The following is a 17,736-nucleotide window of genomic DNA, read 5'->3' on the forward strand; positions in this document are numbered from 1 at the left end:
ACGACAAGAAGCAATTAAAATTTTATTTAATTTCTATCCTTTAAAAAAGCGTGATAAACACTGCCTACGCCCCCCATGAAAAGGCTGAAAACTATTATCATTTTTATTATAAGAGCGATAACGCGCACGGCAAGATTCAATATGTTGTTTAAGCATCCATGGCTCTTTTTTTTCTAATTTTTCCGAAGAAGACGTTAAAAACACTTTTTTAGCATCTGGTACAACTTTTAATGATGCGCCTTTTGTGCTTAAGTGCGGTGATGTAACAAATGCCACTTCAGGATACCACCAATTATCACTGTATTTACGATAACCACGCCGATAATGACGATAACCTTTGAAACCATTAAGTTCTCTACGCCCCGTAAAAATCAGAGGCACCGAACTATCTTGGACAGAAGTATGAGTAACCAGTTTGGCTTTAGCGTTACTTCTATTTTGCCCCCAATTAACAAGAGTGGTTGTTATAATGAAAAAAATGCTAACAAATACAAAAGCTAAAGCATAATATAATTTTTTTTTCATACTCATAACAAAAAACTCAACATAATAAACAACAGTAATTACAGAAAGCCTTTCTCTTGCTAGACAGAAACAGATTCTTTTCTTAAGATTCTTTTTTCTTGAGACATTCTGTTACTCTTTGTACTAAACGTTGATCTTGGCAATAAGATCCTTCAAAAAAGAATGAATAAATGATGATAAAAACCCCCTATTATCTTATAGACAAATCGAAACTCATCAAAAACATGCAAACAATTTCTCATTTACGGGAAATGTCCGGAGCTAAAATTTTACTTGCTTTAAAATGTTTTGCCACATGGAGTGTTTTTGATTTAATGTCTGAGTTCATGGATGGAACCACATCATCATCCCTTTATGAACTACGTTTAGGAAGAGAAAAATTTGGCAAAGAAACCCATGCTTATTCAGTGGCTTGGGCAGATGATGAAATTGATGAAGCCTGTGGTTATGCAGATAAAATCATCTTTAATTCCATCCAACAGCTTCAACGCTTTTCTGATGCAACAAAAACCATTCAAAGAGGTTTAAGGTTAAACCCAGGAATGAGCGCATCAAATTTTGATCTTGCCAACCCCTCACGCCCTTTTAGCCGCTTAGGAGAAACAAACCAAAGCGCTATCAAAGAAATTCTGCCACTTATCAACGGATTGATGATCCATAACAATTGTGAAAATGCTGACTTTAATCTTTTTAACCAAATGCTTGGGTATATGGAAGAAAAATTTGCAGAACTTTTTTCTGCTGTTGACTGGATAAGCCTTGGCGGTGGAATCCATTTTACGGCTGAAAATTATCCTCTAGAAGCTTTCGCAAAACGCTTAAAACAATTTTCTAAAACTCATGGTGTCACTCTTTTTCTGGAACCAGGAGAAGCTGCTATTACCAAAAGCACCACATTAGAAGTCAGTGTTCTTGACACATTGTATAATGAAAAGAATCTAGCCATCGTTGATAGCTCAATTGAAGCACATATGCTTGATCTTCTCATTTATCGTGAAAATGCTAAATTAGAACCTAATCAAGGACCACACGAAATTATGATTTGTGGAAAATCTTGTCTTGCCGGCGATATTTTTGGAACATTTCAATTTCAAAAACCTCTTAAAATAGGCGATAGACTGTCTTTTCAGGATGCAGCAGGTTATACAATGGTCAAGAAAAACTGGTTTAATGGCGTTACAATGCCTGCTATTGTTCTCAAAGAGTGCGATGGTACATTAACACTTCAACGCCAATTCAGCTATAGCGACTATCAGGAAAGCCTTTCATAAAGATAAACCATAAAAAACGTCATACAACAGTATTAAAAAGGGAGATGGACCTACAATGAAAAAAAATGTTCTCATTATTGGTGCTGGAGGTGTTGCACAAGTTGTTGCACACAAATGTGCTCAAAACAATGATATTCTTGGTGAAATTCATATTGCGTCACGAACACTCAAAAAATGTGAAGCCATCATTGCTTCTATTAAAGAAAAAAACACAATGAAAGAGCAAGGTGTTCTCAAAAGCCATTCGCTCAATGCCATGAATGTAGAAGAAACTATAAAGCTCATCCAAAAGACCAAATGCGAAATTGTCATTAATGTTGGTTCTGCCTTTCTTAATATGTCTGTTCTTTCAGCTTGTATTGAAACCAAATGCGCTTATATCGATACCGCAATTCATGAAGACCCATTGAAAATTTGTGAAACACCTCCTTGGTATGGCAATTATGAATGGCCTCGGCGTCCAGAATGTGAAAAAGCTGGTATAACCGCTATTTTAGGAGCAGGTTTTGACCCAGGTGTAGTGAATGCTTATGCAGCATTAGCGCGCGATGATTATTTTGATAAAATCACAGATATTGATATTATTGATATTAATGCCGGAAATCATGGACGTTGGTTTGCTACAAATTTTGATCCAGAAATTAACTTCCGTGAATTTACAGGACAAGTATGGTCATGGCAAAATAAAAAATGGACTTCCAATAAAATGTTTGAAATCAGCCATGAATGGGATCTTCCCGTTGTGGGAAAACAAAAAGCCTATATGACAGGACATGATGAAATTCATTCACTTTCCAAAAATCTTGATGTAGAGAATGTCCGTTTCTGGATGGGATTTGGTGATCGTTATATCACTGTTTTTACGGTTCTAAAAAATCTTGGTCTCTTATCTGAACAGCCCATTAAGACAGCAGAAGGACAAGAAGTCGTGCCCTTGAAAGTCGTAAAGGCCGTCTTACCCGACCCTTCCTCTCTCGCCCCAGACTACACAGGAAAAACCTGTATTGGAGATCTTATTAAAGGCGAAAAAGATGGAAAACCGAGAGAAATTTTTATCTATAATATAGCCGATCACAAACAAGCTTTTCATGAAACTGGGGCACAAGGCATTTCCTATACGGCTGGCGTACCAGCAGCGGCAACAGCTCTTCTTATTGCCACAGGTGAATGGGATGTTAAAACTATGGTCAATGTGGAAGAATTACCACCCCACCCTTTCCTTAAATATCTTGATCATATGGGGCTTCCCACTTTTATAAGAGAACAACAAGAGGATAAAAAATTACAATTTTAATACCTATAGAAAGCATATGCTTGATTTTTTAAGTTATCACAAAACTGCCCAATGAAAACAAACTTAATATTCTCGTGTAATTATGGTTTTCAAAAAAATTTTAGCTATTCGTTATATTTTGGCAACATTGCGATTTCTTAACAACCCTAAAGAAGAGACATAGCATCTTTTTAAGACATAGCGAGCAATGATCAAGAAAAACAGAGAAGAAAAAACTAATTTAATCACACTGTATAACTTGTCATTATCATCAAAAAGATAGTGTCATAAACAAAAGATATAAAAATACCGCTCTTTTAAAGAAGAGCGGTATTTTGTAGAATATTCAATTCCTCGCCTCTTCATCTTAAATGACAAAGATCCTTAACCTACACCAATCATTAAACAATTCAATTTCTTTGAGTGAATTCCTTTTGACTTCCCTCTTCATATATAACGATTTGATTTATAACAATAAATCATCATTTTCAACTTGATTCATAACGCTGAATACTGTAAAATTCTCTTAATCACAAACTCTCTCACATTGAAGTAATTAAAATCTTTTGTCTGCACATCACAAACAAAACGAGCGTGTGAGGTAAAATGATAAAAGAACAGAATAAAAATTCTCTTATGAAAATTCTCAAATAATAAAGAGCTTTAGCAATATTAAGAACTGAAAAAGTGTATTATAATGCCAGCGTGTACTTTTACTAAACATAAAGATGATGGTGCACAATAGGTCTTATAACAGTTTGAATGAATTTCATATATTTCAAGAGGAACTTTTACAGCTATACCATTCACGAACACCCTCGCGAAGTAGATTTGAGCATTTTGAGAGATGTCTTCTTAACACAAAGCACCCAGATAGGCTCAGAATCCTATCTTAAATATTTTATAACAGTATAAAAACTACCCCATATATAAAACTTTACATAGACTAAACACCACCGCTCTAAACGATAGTGCACAACAGAATAATCAATCAAAACTGCACAACAGATATCTAAAACAGTAATTATCGAAAAGCATACAACAAATGGAACATTTCAATACAATTGGTTATATTCTTTTTTAAAGTTTTAAAATGTTGTTGCATGCTTCACAAATATTTTCTGCCTCATGTGCCTTTTAAAATTTACTTTTTAAAAGCTTTTTAAATATGAAGTGGTTTAGCAAATGTTGCCAAAGCTGCCTCACGCACGGCTTCTGATAAGGTAGGATGTGCATGGCAACAACGTCCCAGATCTTCTGATGAACCTCCAAATTCCATTAAAACTGCAATTTCATGGATCATTTCACCAGCACCAAATCCAAGAATATGCCCCCCTAATACCCGATCTGTTTTTTTATCAGAAAGGATTTTAACGAACCCATCACTCTTTTGCATTGCACGTGCACGACCATTGGCCATAAAAGGAAATTTGCCAACATTATATTCAATACCAGCAGTTTTTAGCTCTTCTTCTGTCCTTCCTACACTCGCAATTTCCGGCTGTGTATAAACAACACTAGGAATAACATCAAAATTAACATGCCCTTTTTGACCTGCCAAAATTTCTGCCACAGCAACGCCTTCTTCCTCTGCTTTATGTGCTAGCATTGGTCCTTTTACGACATCACCAATCGCATAAATTCCTGGAACATTCGTCTGCCAATGAGCATCAATTGCAATAAATCCGCGTTCATCTAACTGAACACCAGCCTCTTGTAATCCAAGCCCCTCTGTATAAGGAGAACGTCCAGTAGCAATAAGCACAACATCAGCCTCTAAAGTTTCAGATTCACCACCTTTGACAGATTCAAAGCTCACCTGAGCAGTTGAGCCAGATTGTGTAACAGCTGTTACCTTTGCACCCGTTTTATATTCAATCCCCTGTTTTTCCATTAATTTCTGAAATTGCCGTGAAACTTCACCATCCATTGAGCCCAAAACTTTATTAAGATACTCAATAATGGTCACCTTAGCACCTAAACGGCTCCAAACTGATCCAAGTTCTGAACCAATGACACCAGCACCTACTACAATCATATGCGTTGGTACTTTTTCAAGTGAAAGAGCTCCCGTAGAAGAAACAATAGTCTTTTCATCAATTTCAACATTCACCCCTGGAATGCCTGAACTCTCTGAACCGGTAGCAATAATAATATTTTTTGTCTCAATTGTTTGTTTATTACCATCTCTGGCAACAACTTCCACATGACCCGCACTCAAAATTTTGGCTGTCCCAAAAAAAGTATCAACTTTATTTTTTTTCATCAAAAAAGAAACACCACTCGTATTGGCTGTCACCACAGCTTTCTTATGAACCATCATTTGTTCAAGATTAAGCTTAGATTTACCAATAGAAATACCAAGCGTTTCAAAACCATGCTGGGTTTCAGAAAACACTTCTGAAGCATGCAGCAACGCTTTAGAAGGAATACAACCAACGTTGAGACATGTTCCTCCTAATGTTGTACGCTTTTCAATAATTGCTACTTTAAGTCCCAGTTGCGCCGCTTTTATTGCTGCTACATAACCACCTGGACCCGCTCCGATCACAGCCACATCATAAGACATCCGTTTCTCCTTTCATCCTGAAAACTGTATTTTACAAATCAAGAACAAGGCGTTCCGGATCTTCTAAGCTTTCCTTAACACGCACAAGGAAAGTCACAGCTTCTTGCCCATCCACAATACGGTGATCATAAGAAAGCGCTAAATACATCATGGGGCGGATCACAACTTGACCCTCAACAACCATTGCTCGCTCTTTAATCGCATGCATTCCCAAAATACCAGATTGTGGTGCATTCAAAATCGGTGTTGACATCAACGATCCATACACACCACCATTGGTAATGGTAAAAGTTCCGCCCTGCATATCAGAAACGGCTAATTTTCCATCACGCGCAAGACGCCCCAAACGACCAATCTCTTTTTCAATCTCTGCCAATGACATTTGATCTGCATCTCGCACCACTGGAACAACAAGCCCTTTATCCGTTCCAACAGCAATTCCAACATTGACATAGTTTTTGTAAACAATATCTGTCCCATCAATCTCTGCATTAACAGCAGGAAGTTCTTTTAATGCATGACAAACAGCCTTGGTAAAAAAACCCATAAAACCAAGCTTAACACCATGTTTCTTTTCAAAAAGATCCTTATAACGCTTGCGCAAATCCATCACCGCTGACATATCAACCTCATTAAATGTGGTTAACATTGCTGCTACATTTTGTGCATCTTTAAGACGGCGAGCAATTGTTTGACGCAATTTCGTCATACGAACCCGCTCTTCACGTGTTTCTTGGACAGGAGGTGCCGAAGAACTCGTCGCAGAAGAAGAGGGTGTAGGAGCATTTGTACTTTGTTTTAATCCACCAAGAACATCTTCTTTAAGAATTTGTCCACGTTTTCCAGAACCTGAAATATCGCTTTTTGCAACATTATTTTCAGCCATCAATTTTGCTGCTGAAGGAGAAGGAGGCATTGCACTGCTCAAAGCAGGCTTCTCCGATTCAGATGAAGCCGCTGGAACAAGTGTAGCAGAAGGTGAAAGTGATTGGGAGATACCAGCTTCTCCAGCTTTCACCACTCCTAAAAGAGCATTTACTTCAACCGTATCGCCTTCTTTTGCAATGATTTCAGATAATTTCCCAGCAACAGGAGAAGGAACTTCAACGGTTACCTTATCAGTTTCTAATTCAACCAAAGGCTCATCCATAGCGACAGCTTCGCCAAGTTTTTTAAACCATTTGCCAACCGTTGCTTCGGTAACCGATTCGCCCAAAGTAGGAACACGAATTTCAGTAGTCATAATATTTTTCCATACATCAGAGTAGTAATAAATTAAGAACCTAACGCGTCTTTAAGAAACGCAGCCAGTTGTTCAAGGTGTTTCACCATTAACCCAGAGGCCGGTGACGCACTCGCAGGACGTCCTGCATAACGAGCACGTGAATATTGCGCATTAATATGCGTCAAAACCCATTCCAAATAAGGCTCAATAAATGACCAAGCCCCCATGTTTTTTGGTTCCTCTTGGCACCAAAAAACTTCCGCCTGCAAAAAGCGCGATAATACATTCACCAAAACTTTTGCAGGGAAAGGATAAAGCTGTTCAACACGAAGGAGGTAAACATCATCAATACCCCTTTTTTCACGTTCTTCATAAAGGTCGTAATAAACCTTACCAGTACAAAGAACGACACGGCGAATCTTATTATCTTTTTGCAACTTAATGACAGAATCTCTGAGACATTCTGCATCATCAAGCAACACACGACAAAAACTTGTTTCTGGCCCCATTTCATTGAGAAAAGAAACAGCTCTCTTATGACGTAAAAGTGATTTCGGTGTCATCAAAATCAATGGCTTCCGGAAATCACGCTTAATTTGTCGACGCAAAATATGAAAATAATTTGCAGGGGTTGTACAATTAGCAACCTGCATATTATCTTCCGCACAAAGTTGAAGAAACCGTTCTAAACGTGCAGAAGAATGCTCCGGCCCTTGCCCTTCAAAACCATGAGGCAATAAACACACAAGACCAGACATACGAAGCCACTTACGCTCTGCGGATGAAATAAATTGATCAAAAATGACCTGTGCACCATTAGAGAAATCACCAAATTGTGCTTCCCAAAGTGTTAATCCTCGTGGTTCAGCAAGAGAATATCCATATTCAAAACCAAGAACAGCTTCTTCAGAAAGCATAGAATTAACAACGTCATAAAGCGCTTGCCCCTTTTGTAAATGATTCAAAGGAATATAACGCGCCTCATTTTCTTGGTCATAAAGAACTGAATGACGTTGTGAAAAAGTTCCCCGTTCAACATCTTCACCGGAAAGACGAACCGGTGCACCTTCCAAACAAAGTGAACCAAAGGCTAAAGCTTCAGCGGTTGCCCAGTCAACACCCTCACCGGTTTCAAAAATTTTAGCACGATTATTTAAAAAACGTTGAATGGTTTTGTGAACGTGAAAATTCGCCGGAATTTCAACAATTTTCTGACCAATTTCCTTTAAAGTTTTTACTTCAACACCGGTTGCTCTAGAATGCTGCTCATCAGAACTACTAAAAGCTTTGAGTCCCGTCCAGCTTCCATCAAGCCAATCAGCCTTATTAGGCTTATAAGAAGCACTCGCTTCAAGTTCACCTTCAAGCTTATCGCGCCATAATTTTTTTTGTTGCTCAATCTCTTCTGAAGAAATCATTCCTTCTGCTACCAATTGGTCACTATAAAGTTGAAGTGTTGTTTTATGATTACGAATTGCTTTATACATAAGCGGCTGCGTAAAGGAAGGTTCATCACCTTCATTATGCCCATAACGGCGATAACAAAACATATCAATAACCACTGGTTTATGGAAAATTTGGCGAAACTCTGTTGCTATTTTGGCAACAAAAACAACCGCCTCAGGATCATCACCATTCACATGGAAAATTGGTGCATCAATCATTTTTGCGACATCTGATGGATAAGGCGAAGAACGTGAAAAACGTGGAGATGTTGTAAAACCAATCTGGTTATTGATAATAACATGAAGTGAGCCTGCAACACGATAACCTTTAAGACCTGAAAGACCAAAAGTTTCTTGGATAACGCCTTGTCCTGCAAAAGCGGCATCACCATGAATAAGCAATGGCATCACTTTTGAACGCTCACTTAATGGGAGTAAATCAGTATGCGCAGGTCCCATAAGTTGATCTTGTTTAGCACGTGCTTTTCCCATGACAACCGGATCAACAATCTCAAGATGAGATGGATTGGCTAACAGCGATAAATGAACTTTTTTACCATCAAAGTCCAGATCAGCGGTAGTTCCCAAATGATATTTGACATCACCGGATCCCTCCACATCATCAGGCTTGTAAGATCCCCCTTTGAATTCATGAAAAATAGCCCTATGCGGTTTGGCAAGAACTTGTGAAAGAACATTTAAACGACCACGATGTGCCATTCCTAAAATAACTTCCCTAACCCCCAAAGCACTACCACATTTGATAATCTGTTCAAGAGCGGGAATCAGCGCCTCACCACCATCGAGTCCAAAACGCTTTGTACCTTTATATTTAGTGTCTAAAAACTGTTCGAATCCCTCTGCCTGAATAAGCTTATTCAGAATAGCTTTCTTGTCTTGTTGTGTGAAAGAATTTTTTTTATCTCGCCCTTCAATGCGTTCTTGAAGCCATACTTTCTGAACCGGATCAGAAACATGCATATATTCCACACCGATTGTTGAACAATAGGTACGATTGAGAATCTCAAGCATTTGCGGAATAGTTGCATATTCCAACCCTAAAACATTATCAATAAAAATGGGACGCTCGTAATCAGCTGGAGTAAAACCATAAGCTTCTGGAGAAAGTTCCTTATAATCTTCTTGTTTTTCGGCCAATTGAAGAGGGTCAAGTTGCGCATGAAGATGTCCCCGTTCTCGAAACGCACGAATCATCATAATTGCATGAACGGAATCACGTGTTGCACGAATAATATCTTGTTCACTGGAAGTTTTTCCCTTTTGTGCAGCACCTGTTATTGCTTTTTCCTTTAATTTATCGCCAAAATATTTTTCAAGAGAAGACCAATCACCATCAAGAGCAGAAATCAATTCACCCTCTGCTTTTAATGGCCAATGATCACGCTGCCATGTTGCTCCTTCAGCATTTTTAAGAACATCCTCTTTATTATCATGAAGTCCTTCAAAAAAAGCACGCCACTGTGAATCAACACTGGTAGGATCTTTTTCATATTGAGCATAAAGTTGATCTATATAATCCGCATTCCCACCATAAAGAAATGATGTCTGTGCAAAAAGGCTATTTATTTCGTCCTGCCTTGCCATATACTTCTCCGGAACATTTATTCCGTCTCCTTATATCTCTTTTTGACCTTTAAATGCTTACAAACAAGCAGTGATTCGAACATTCAAAAAAGTTTTACCTTTTTATACTCAAGCTTTTTCACCTGAATCTAAGAACCTTTTCTTATTCAGGTGAAACTTTCTTTTAGCCTTTCAAAACTGACATCAAAGTCTTACCTATCTGTGATGGCGAAGAAGATACACGAATCCCTGCTGATTCCATTGCCGCAATTTTATCTTCTGCTCCACCTTTACCACCAGAAATAACAGCACCAGCATGTCCCATTGTCCGTCCTGGAGGAGCCGTACGGCCAGCAATAAAGCCAACAACTGGCTTTTTACGACCTTTTCTTGCTTCATCTTGCAAAAACTGTGCTGCTTCTTCTTCAGCAGAACCACCAATCTCACCAATCATAACAATAGACTCGGTTTCATCATCCGCTAAAAACATTTCCAACACATCAATAAATTCAGTGCCCTTAACAGGATCGCCACCAATCCCTATAGCAGTTGTTTGTCCGAGACCTTCCTGACTCGTTTGAAAAACGGCTTCATAAGTTAAAGTTCCCGACCTCGAGACAACCCCAACAGAACCTTTTCTAAAAATAGAACCAGGCATAATACCAATTTTACATTCATTTGGTGTAAGAATACCGGGACAATTAGGACCAATAAGACGAGACTTTGAGTTTTCTAATCGCGCCTTCACTTTAACCATATCCATAACGGGAATACCTTCCGTAATACAGATAATTAAACGAACTTCAGCTTCTATAGCCTCTATAATAGCTGCAGCAGCCCCTGCAGGAGGAACATAAATAACGGAAGCATCTGCACCTGTTTTTTCTTTTGCTTCTGCAACATTAGCGAAAATAGGAAGAGTTTCGCCTTCTGAACCTTCCCATGTTTCTCCACCCTTTTTAGGATTAACGCCACCAACCATTTGCGTACCATGATAAGCAAGCGCCTGTTCTGTATGAAACGTTCCTGTTTTTCCTGTAAGCCCTTGAACTAGAACTTTTGTCTCTTTATTCACAAGAATTGACATAGCTTAAGCTCCCTTCACGGCTGCAACAATTTTTTGGGCAGCATCATCTAAATCATCAGCAGGAATAACATTCAAACCACTCTCATTGATAATTGCTTTACCTTGCTCAACATTAGTACCTTCAAGACGAACAACCAAGGGAACCTTTAAACCAACCTCACGAACAGCAGCAACCACACCTTCAGCAATGACATCACAACGCATAATACCACCAAAAATGTTAACCAAAATGCCCTTAACATTTGGATCGGCCGTAATAATTTTAAAAGCAGCTGTCACCTTTTCTTTTGATGCTCCACCACCAACATCCAAAAAATTCGCTGGCTCTGCTCCATAAAGCTTAATGATATCCATTGTTGCCATAGCAAGCCCAGCACCATTAACCATGCAACCAATCGTACCCTCAAGAGCAACATAAGCAAGATCATGCTTTGATGCTTCTATTTCCTTTGGATCTTCTTCTGAAAGATCGCGCAATTCTAAAATATCTGGATGACGAAACAGAGCATTATTATCAAAAGAAACTTTCGCATCAAGAACACGCAAGTGACCATCTTTCATCACAATAAGCGGATTGATTTCTAAAAGGCTCATATCTTTTTCACAAAATGCCTTATAGAGAATCGGAAAAAGCTTTTCACCATCTTCTCGCGCACTACTTTGTAGTTTCAACGCATCACAAAGTCTTGCACAATCAGCAGAAGTAACACCCTCTACAGCATCAATGGGAAGCGTGAATATTTTTTCTGGTGTCTCTTCAGCAACCGTTTCAATATCCATTCCACCTTCTGTTGAAACAACAAAAGCAATTCGACCAACGCTACGATCAACCAAAAGTGAAAGATAAAGCTCCCGTTCAATATCGGCACCATCTTCAATATAAAGGCGGTTGACCTGCTTACCCTCTGGACCAGTTTGTTTGGTTACCAAAGTTTTTCCAAGCATTTCTTGAACATTTGCAACAACTTCTTCAACAGATTGTGCAAGCCGAACACCACCCTTTGCATCAGGACCAAGTTCTTTAAACTTACCCTTACCACGACCACCAGCGTGTATCTGACTTTTAACCACATAGAGAGGTCCGGGCAATTTTTCCGCCCATTTTTCAGCTTGCTCTACAGAATAAACAGCGACACCATTTGCAATTGGTGCTCCATATTCATGAAGCAGACGTTTGGCCTGATACTCATGGATATTCATGCATTTGTCCTTTTCTTTTATGGATCTTATTAATCCTAAAGTTTTAACATTCTAAATACTTATTTTAATGAATTAAATCTTGTTCAATTTACTTGAGACTAGGTACAAGAGCAATACAAGCTTCACAAAGCTTTTTAACCGCATTTACTGAATGATCAAAAGCACCTCTTTCTTCTTTATCAAGATCAATTTCAATGACTCGTTCAACACCACCTGCACCAAGTACAACAGGAACACCAACGTAAGTATCATTAACCCCATATTCTCCTGAAAGATAAGCTGCAACAGGCACAACACGCTTAGTATCCTTTAGGTAGGCCTCAGCCATAGAAACAGCAGAAGCTGCTGGTGCATAATAAGCAGAACCTGTTTTTAACAAACCAACAATTTCTGCACCGCCATCACGGGTACGCTGGATAATTTGATCAATTCTTCCCTGTGTTGTCCAGCCCATCTTTATAAGATCAGGCAAAGAAATACCACCAACCGTTGAATAACGCACGAGAGGAACCATTGTATCACCGTGGCCCCCTAAAACAAACGCTGTCACATCTTTAATAGAGACCTTAAATTCCTCAGATAAGAAATGACGAAAACGCGCTGAATCAAGAACACCAGCCATACCAACCACTTTATGTGTAGGGAGACCTGAAAATTTCTGCAATGCCCACACCATCGCATCAAGGGGATTGGTAATACAAATAACAAACGCTGAAGAAGCGTATTTTTTAATTCCAGCTCCAACTTGTTCCATAACCTTTAAATTAATGCCCAAAAGTTCATCACGACTCATACCAGGTTTTCGCGCAACGCCTGCTGTTACAATAACAACATCAGCACCTTCAATTGCTTCATAAGCATTAGCACCTTTTAGACTGATATCAAAACCATCAACAGGAGAAGATTCGGCTATATCTAGAGCCTTACCTTGTGGCACACCTTCTGTAATATCAAATAAGACCACATCAGCAAGCTCTTTAAGCCCAATAATATGTGCTAAAGTACCACCAATCATACCTGAACCAATGAGAGCTATTTTTTTCCGTGCCATTTTATTTTTTCCTAACTTTTAGATAATTCAGCGCACACCCAATCAACGTCCGTATACTGAATATTTTTGACTTCAACCATATTCAAACAATATCATAAAAAGGAGTAAAGAAATGAAATTTACAAATTTATCTCCTTACAGAAACAACAACCCTCCGCTGAAACAACTATTAGAAAATTATCACGATGTATCGATAAAGTGAATTTAAAAAAAATACAACAGAATTATTATATTTCTTTAATTTCAAAAAGTTATTGTTTTGACAGTTTACGTAAAGGTAAAAGTATAATCAATGCTTCTTCTTCAAAAGAAAATGTTCTTCCCAAAGTTTTAAATAATCGTAGCTTTGCATTTCGAAAAGACGTGATTGTGTTCTTTGAAATTCAAATGTTTCCGTAATCTGCGCATGCCCTTTATACAAATCCCCTATCCCTGCGGCTGCCGACATAAACAACCGTATGTGGCGCTCATAAAGAATATCAATAAGCAAAATAAACCGTTTTGTTTCATTACGACATGTATCATCCATGACCGGTACATTATCAATAAAAATCGTATGATAATGCTTTCCTAATAACAAATATTCAGCCGCGGCCAAAGGCTTTGCACATAAATCCCCATAATCAAAACGAGCACATCCTGCACCAAAGCGCGGAATAGGAATAAAGCGCCCTTTTATAGAAAGCTCATCAGACATCTCCTTATGTCCTTGCAATACAAGTGTCCATGCTTGATCCATATATTCATTTGCTTGAACCCCCAACGGCGATACATACATCTGTTGTAGATTTGATTTTTCAAGGCGATAATCTGTTTTTGCATCAAGATTAACAACACGAACATATGCTTTCAAAACTTGAATAAAAGGCAAAAAGAGCTCACGATTTAAACCGTTACAATAAAGGTTATCTGGCGCCACATTTGAAGTCGCAATAAAGAAAATTCCTTTATCAAACAGAGCAGAAATAAGCCGCCCCAATACCATAGCATCAGCAATATCCGTTACACTAAACTCATCAAAACAAAGTACTTTTGCTTCTCGTGCAAGATCCTCAGCAACAGCTAAAATAGGATTATCTTGTTTAAATTTTGCACACCCAGATGCTTGACGATAAAAATTAATACGCTCATGCACATCAGCCATAAAATCATTAAAATGGGCACGCTTTTTATGACCTTTAGGCAAACAAGAAAAGAACAAATCCATCAGCATGGTTTTGCCCCGTCCTACTTCACCATAAATATACAGTCCCTGAAAAAAACCTGTTTCATCTCCTTGTTTTACAACACAAGAAATATTTTGTTTTTTCCTTTTAAATATTCTGTTAAAGAAAGAGCAAAATATCCAAGGCAAAGGATGAGAGATATTTTGTTCCGCAATTTTTTTTAATAAATGATCAAAATATTCTGTTATAGCTAATTGAGCGGGATCAAAACAAACCTCTCCTTTAGCGACAAGCTCCTTATAACATGTTGAAACGAGAATCATCCAAAAAACCTTTTTCAAACCGATCTCAATGAAAAATACAAATACTTTTCAAGAATCTGTCCGTCTAGTTTAGTTTGTCATAAACGATCAAAAATGATTTAACGACTTAAAATAACGGGATGATCATCAAGTGTACGTCCCTCAAAACGATCAACATTTGAAGAATAAAGAACGAGGATAACACGTCCAGAGTTATTATAAAAATATAATCTTTTTCCTTTAACAGCCCACGATCTCACTTGGGAAGCAATTCCTGGACAGTGTAAAGGACCAGCACGGTACCCTTGTCCAAACTTTGTTTGTGGAGTTGCAATCCGGCAAACTTTTCCTCCCATAGAAAGATTCCACACCCCAGCAACACTTGCAGGAAATAAATCAGTAGCATTACTTGGCAATTCGAGACTAGCCATTCGTCCATCGCTCTGAGAATCTCCTTTTTCATACATCGGAGCGTTTGCATCTTCAGATATCGACGAAGAAGTAGACGACAGATCAGACGCTTCTAATATTGTCATTTGTTGAGATGGATAAAAAACTTCTAATGCGTTACCATCGTCATTACCATCAAACCGTGTTGTTGAACATCCCCCTAAAAACATTACAGTTGATAGTGCAACGAAAAACGAAACTTTTGAAAACGCCATGTCTGTACTCTCTCCCACGACAATAAATAAGTTCACAAAAAAATTAAGCGAATATTTGTTATAGTTACAAAGATAAATTAACAAATTAAAAAAAACAGGTTAAAATCACTTATTTTAAAAGAAATAATTTATGTGCCCAATTTTATATTTATTAAACACTAGAAATTTATAATATTTTCAGTCATATATCTTTTTATAAGTAATCATTAGAAATAGAGAAGTTTCATGAAAACGCCATTTAGCAAAATGGACGGTCTTGGAAATCAAATTATTGTTGTTGATATGCGTGAAAGCACATACGCTCTTACACCACAAGCAATCCTTGCTTTGTCGGCAGATCCTGAAATGCATTTTGATCAAATCATGGCTATCCACACACCAACCCAGAAAAAAACCGACTTCCGCATAGAAATATGGAATGCCGACGGATCAATGGCTAAAGCTTGTGGCAATGGTACCCGCTGTGTCATCGCATGGCTTAAAGATCACAATTTTGGTGAAAAATTTCATTTAGAAACTCCCGCTGGAATTATTGAAGGAAAATACCAAACCGATAATCTCATTTCTGTTGATATGGGATGCCCAAATTTCAATGCAAAAGAGATGCCTGTTTCACGTGAAATAGTTGATACCAATCACGTAGAAATTATGGCTGGTCCCCTAAAAGACGCTTGTCTCATATCCATTGGCAATCTCCATGCTATCTTTTTTGTTGAAAATGATATTCAACATATTCCATTAGAAAAATATGGGCCAAAACTTGAATATGATCCCCTGTTTCCCGAACGGTGCAATATTTCCATTGCTTGCATAACGTCAAAGAAAAGTCTAAATTTACGTACATGGGAGCGAGGGGCAGGATTAACACAAGCATGTGGGAGTGCTGCTTGTGCAAGTGCAGTGGCTGCTTATCGTCGTGGACTTACAGAGCGCCATGTTGATGTAAATTTACCAAAGGGAACACTTAATATTTTTTACCGAGAAGACGATCATATTATCATGACAGGACCAATTAAATATCACTTTAGTGGTTTTTTAAGCCCTTTAACAGGGTGTTACAAAAAGGATCACTCCTGATGGCAATAGAAATTGTAACTTTTGGTTGTCGACTTAATAGCTACGAATCGGAAATCATTCGCAAAGAAAGTACTTCTTCAGGGCTAGATCAACTTAAAGATGGTGCTATTATCTTTAATACCTGTGCTGTCACTGCCGAAGCCGTACGACAAGCAAAACAAGCTATCCGCAAAGCAAGACGTGAAAATCCTCATGCGCGTATCATTGTAACAGGGTGTGCAGCCCAAACAGAAGCACAAAATTTTGCCTCAATGACAGAAGTAGATCTTGTTTTAGGAAACGAAGATAAACTTCACGCTCATTCTTATCGTCAACTTCCTGATTTTGGTATTAATCATTCTGAAAAGGTGCATATCAATGACATTATGGAAGTACAAAAAATTGCTCCACATATGGTCAGTGCAATGCAAGAGCGCACCCGCGCTTTTGTACAGGTACAAAACGGATGCGATCACCGCTGTACATTTTGCATTATTCCTTATGGACGAGGACCATCTCGTTCAGTTCCCATGGGTGCTGTCATAGAACAAATTAAAAAGCTGATAGGTGGGGGTATCCAAGAAGTGGTCCTTACAGGTGTTGACCTTACAAGTTATGGCCACGATCTTCCTGGAAAAGCTACTCTAGGAAAATTAACTTCAGCTATTTTGCATCATGTCCCTGACTTAGCCCGATTACGCCTCTCATCTATTGACTCTATTGAAGCAGACGAAGAACTCATAAATCTTTTAGCTTATGAAACAAGAATCATGCCCCATTTGCATTTATCTTTGCAAGCAGGTGATAATATGATTTTAAAACGGATGAAACGGCGTCATCTGCGCGAACATGCCATTCAATTTTGCCAAGAATTGCGTGCCAAACGTTCTACAATGGTTTATGGTGCCGACTTAATTGCTGGTTTTCCTACAGAAACAGAAGAGATGTTTCAAAATAGTCTTGCCTTAATCAAAGATTGTAATTTAACCCATCTCCATGTCTTCCCCTTTAGTCCAAGAGAAGGAACACCTGCCGCACGTATGCCACAAATCAACCGTAAAATAGTTAAGCTGCGTGCTGAAAAATTGCGTAAAGCAGGTGATATGGCTTACCAAAAGCATCTTGCTCATTTACAAAACAGTCTACAAACAATTCTCGTTGAAAAAGATGAAATCGGACGAACAGAAGATTATACTCTTGTACAAGTTAAAGGTGCAAAAGCAGGAACAATTGTTCAAGCCCTTATCGTGGATCATGATGGCGATAAATTGATTGCTGTCCCTCCAAAATTAAACGCTGCTTGAGCAGGAGAATTCT

The 17,736-nt window shown here is 38.3% G+C and carries 13 protein-coding genes; 4 read left to right on the forward strand and 9 right to left on the reverse strand.

Features of this window, described 5'->3' with window-relative positions:
* Nucleotides 1–33: 33 nt before the first annotated feature.
* Nucleotides 34–531: a BA14K family protein gene (locus ACFIMI_RS00365; protein WP_375612750.1), complete on the reverse strand. Its 498-nt coding sequence runs from the start codon at nt 529–531 to the stop codon at nt 34–36.
* A gap of 167 nt (nt 532–698) precedes the next feature.
* Between ACFIMI_RS00365 and ACFIMI_RS00370 the strand changes: the two genes are divergently transcribed.
* Nucleotides 699–1,796: a carboxynorspermidine decarboxylase gene (locus tag ACFIMI_RS00370; protein WP_375612883.1), complete on the forward strand. Its 1,098-nt coding sequence runs from the start codon at nt 699–701 to the stop codon at nt 1,794–1,796.
* Between the two features lie 55 nt (nt 1,797–1,851).
* Entirely contained in the window at nt 1,852–3,090 is a 1,239-nt protein-coding gene (locus tag ACFIMI_RS00375) for a saccharopine dehydrogenase NADP-binding domain-containing protein (RefSeq protein ID WP_375612751.1), read from the forward strand.
* A gap of 1,141 nt (nt 3,091–4,231) precedes the next feature.
* On the opposite strand, the gene lpdA is transcribed toward ACFIMI_RS00375, so the two are convergent.
* The 8 genes from lpdA to ACFIMI_RS00415 form a co-directional block, all read right to left on the reverse strand.
* Complete coding sequence (gene lpdA, locus ACFIMI_RS00380) at nt 4,232–5,638, reverse strand: dihydrolipoyl dehydrogenase (RefSeq protein ID WP_375611323.1); 1,407 nt, start codon at nt 5,636–5,638, stop codon at nt 4,232–4,234.
* 31 nt (nt 5,639–5,669) lie between these two features.
* On the reverse strand, nt 5,670–6,881 hold the full coding sequence (gene odhB, locus ACFIMI_RS00385; protein WP_375612752.1) for a 2-oxoglutarate dehydrogenase complex dihydrolipoyllysine-residue succinyltransferase: 1,212 nt from the start codon (nt 6,879–6,881) through the stop codon (nt 5,670–5,672).
* A gap of 32 nt (nt 6,882–6,913) precedes the next feature.
* The gene (locus tag ACFIMI_RS00390) at nt 6,914–9,913 is read right to left on the reverse strand and encodes a 2-oxoglutarate dehydrogenase E1 component (RefSeq protein ID WP_375628545.1); all 3,000 of its coding nucleotides are present in this window, start codon (nt 9,911–9,913) and stop codon (nt 6,914–6,916) included.
* Nucleotides 9,914–10,076: 163 nt separating this feature from the next.
* Nucleotides 10,077–10,979, reverse strand: a complete 903-nt coding sequence (gene sucD, locus ACFIMI_RS00395; RefSeq protein ID WP_375628543.1) for a succinate--CoA ligase subunit alpha — start codon at nt 10,977–10,979, stop codon at nt 10,077–10,079.
* A gap of 3 nt (nt 10,980–10,982) precedes the next feature.
* Nucleotides 10,983–12,179, reverse strand: coding sequence for an ADP-forming succinate--CoA ligase subunit beta (gene sucC / locus ACFIMI_RS00400; protein ID WP_375612755.1), 1,197 nt, complete (start codon nt 12,177–12,179; stop codon nt 10,983–10,985).
* Between the two features lie 88 nt (nt 12,180–12,267).
* Nucleotides 12,268–13,230: a malate dehydrogenase gene (gene mdh / locus ACFIMI_RS00405; protein ID WP_375628541.1), complete on the reverse strand. Its 963-nt coding sequence runs from the start codon at nt 13,228–13,230 to the stop codon at nt 12,268–12,270.
* A 289-nt stretch (nt 13,231–13,519) separates the two neighbouring features.
* A complete protein-coding gene (gene zapE, locus ACFIMI_RS00410) occupies nt 13,520–14,719 on the reverse strand; it encodes a cell division protein ZapE (protein WP_375668172.1) in 1,200 nt (399 codons plus the stop codon).
* Nucleotides 14,720–14,817: 98 nt separating this feature from the next.
* Nucleotides 14,818–15,363, reverse strand: a complete 546-nt coding sequence (locus ACFIMI_RS00415; protein WP_375620904.1) for an AprI/Inh family metalloprotease inhibitor — start codon at nt 15,361–15,363, stop codon at nt 14,818–14,820.
* A gap of 225 nt (nt 15,364–15,588) precedes the next feature.
* Here ACFIMI_RS00415 and dapF point away from each other — a divergent pair, with 225 nt between their 5' ends.
* Both dapF and mtaB read left to right on the forward strand, forming a co-directional pair.
* Nucleotides 15,589–16,440, forward strand: coding sequence for a diaminopimelate epimerase (dapF, locus tag ACFIMI_RS00420; RefSeq protein ID WP_375612758.1), 852 nt, complete (start codon nt 15,589–15,591; stop codon nt 16,438–16,440).
* The gene (gene mtaB, locus ACFIMI_RS00425) at nt 16,440–17,723 is read left to right on the forward strand and encodes a tRNA (N(6)-L-threonylcarbamoyladenosine(37)-C(2))-methylthiotransferase MtaB (protein WP_375612759.1); all 1,284 of its coding nucleotides are present in this window, start codon (nt 16,440–16,442) and stop codon (nt 17,721–17,723) included. Before dapF ends, mtaB begins: the two co-directional genes overlap by 1 nt.
* Nucleotides 17,724–17,736 lie beyond the last annotated feature (13 nt).

The sequence above is a fragment of the Bartonella sp. AP4SXKL genome (assembly GCF_042195845.1).
Lineage (GTDB): Bacteria > Pseudomonadota > Alphaproteobacteria > Rhizobiales > Rhizobiaceae > Bartonella.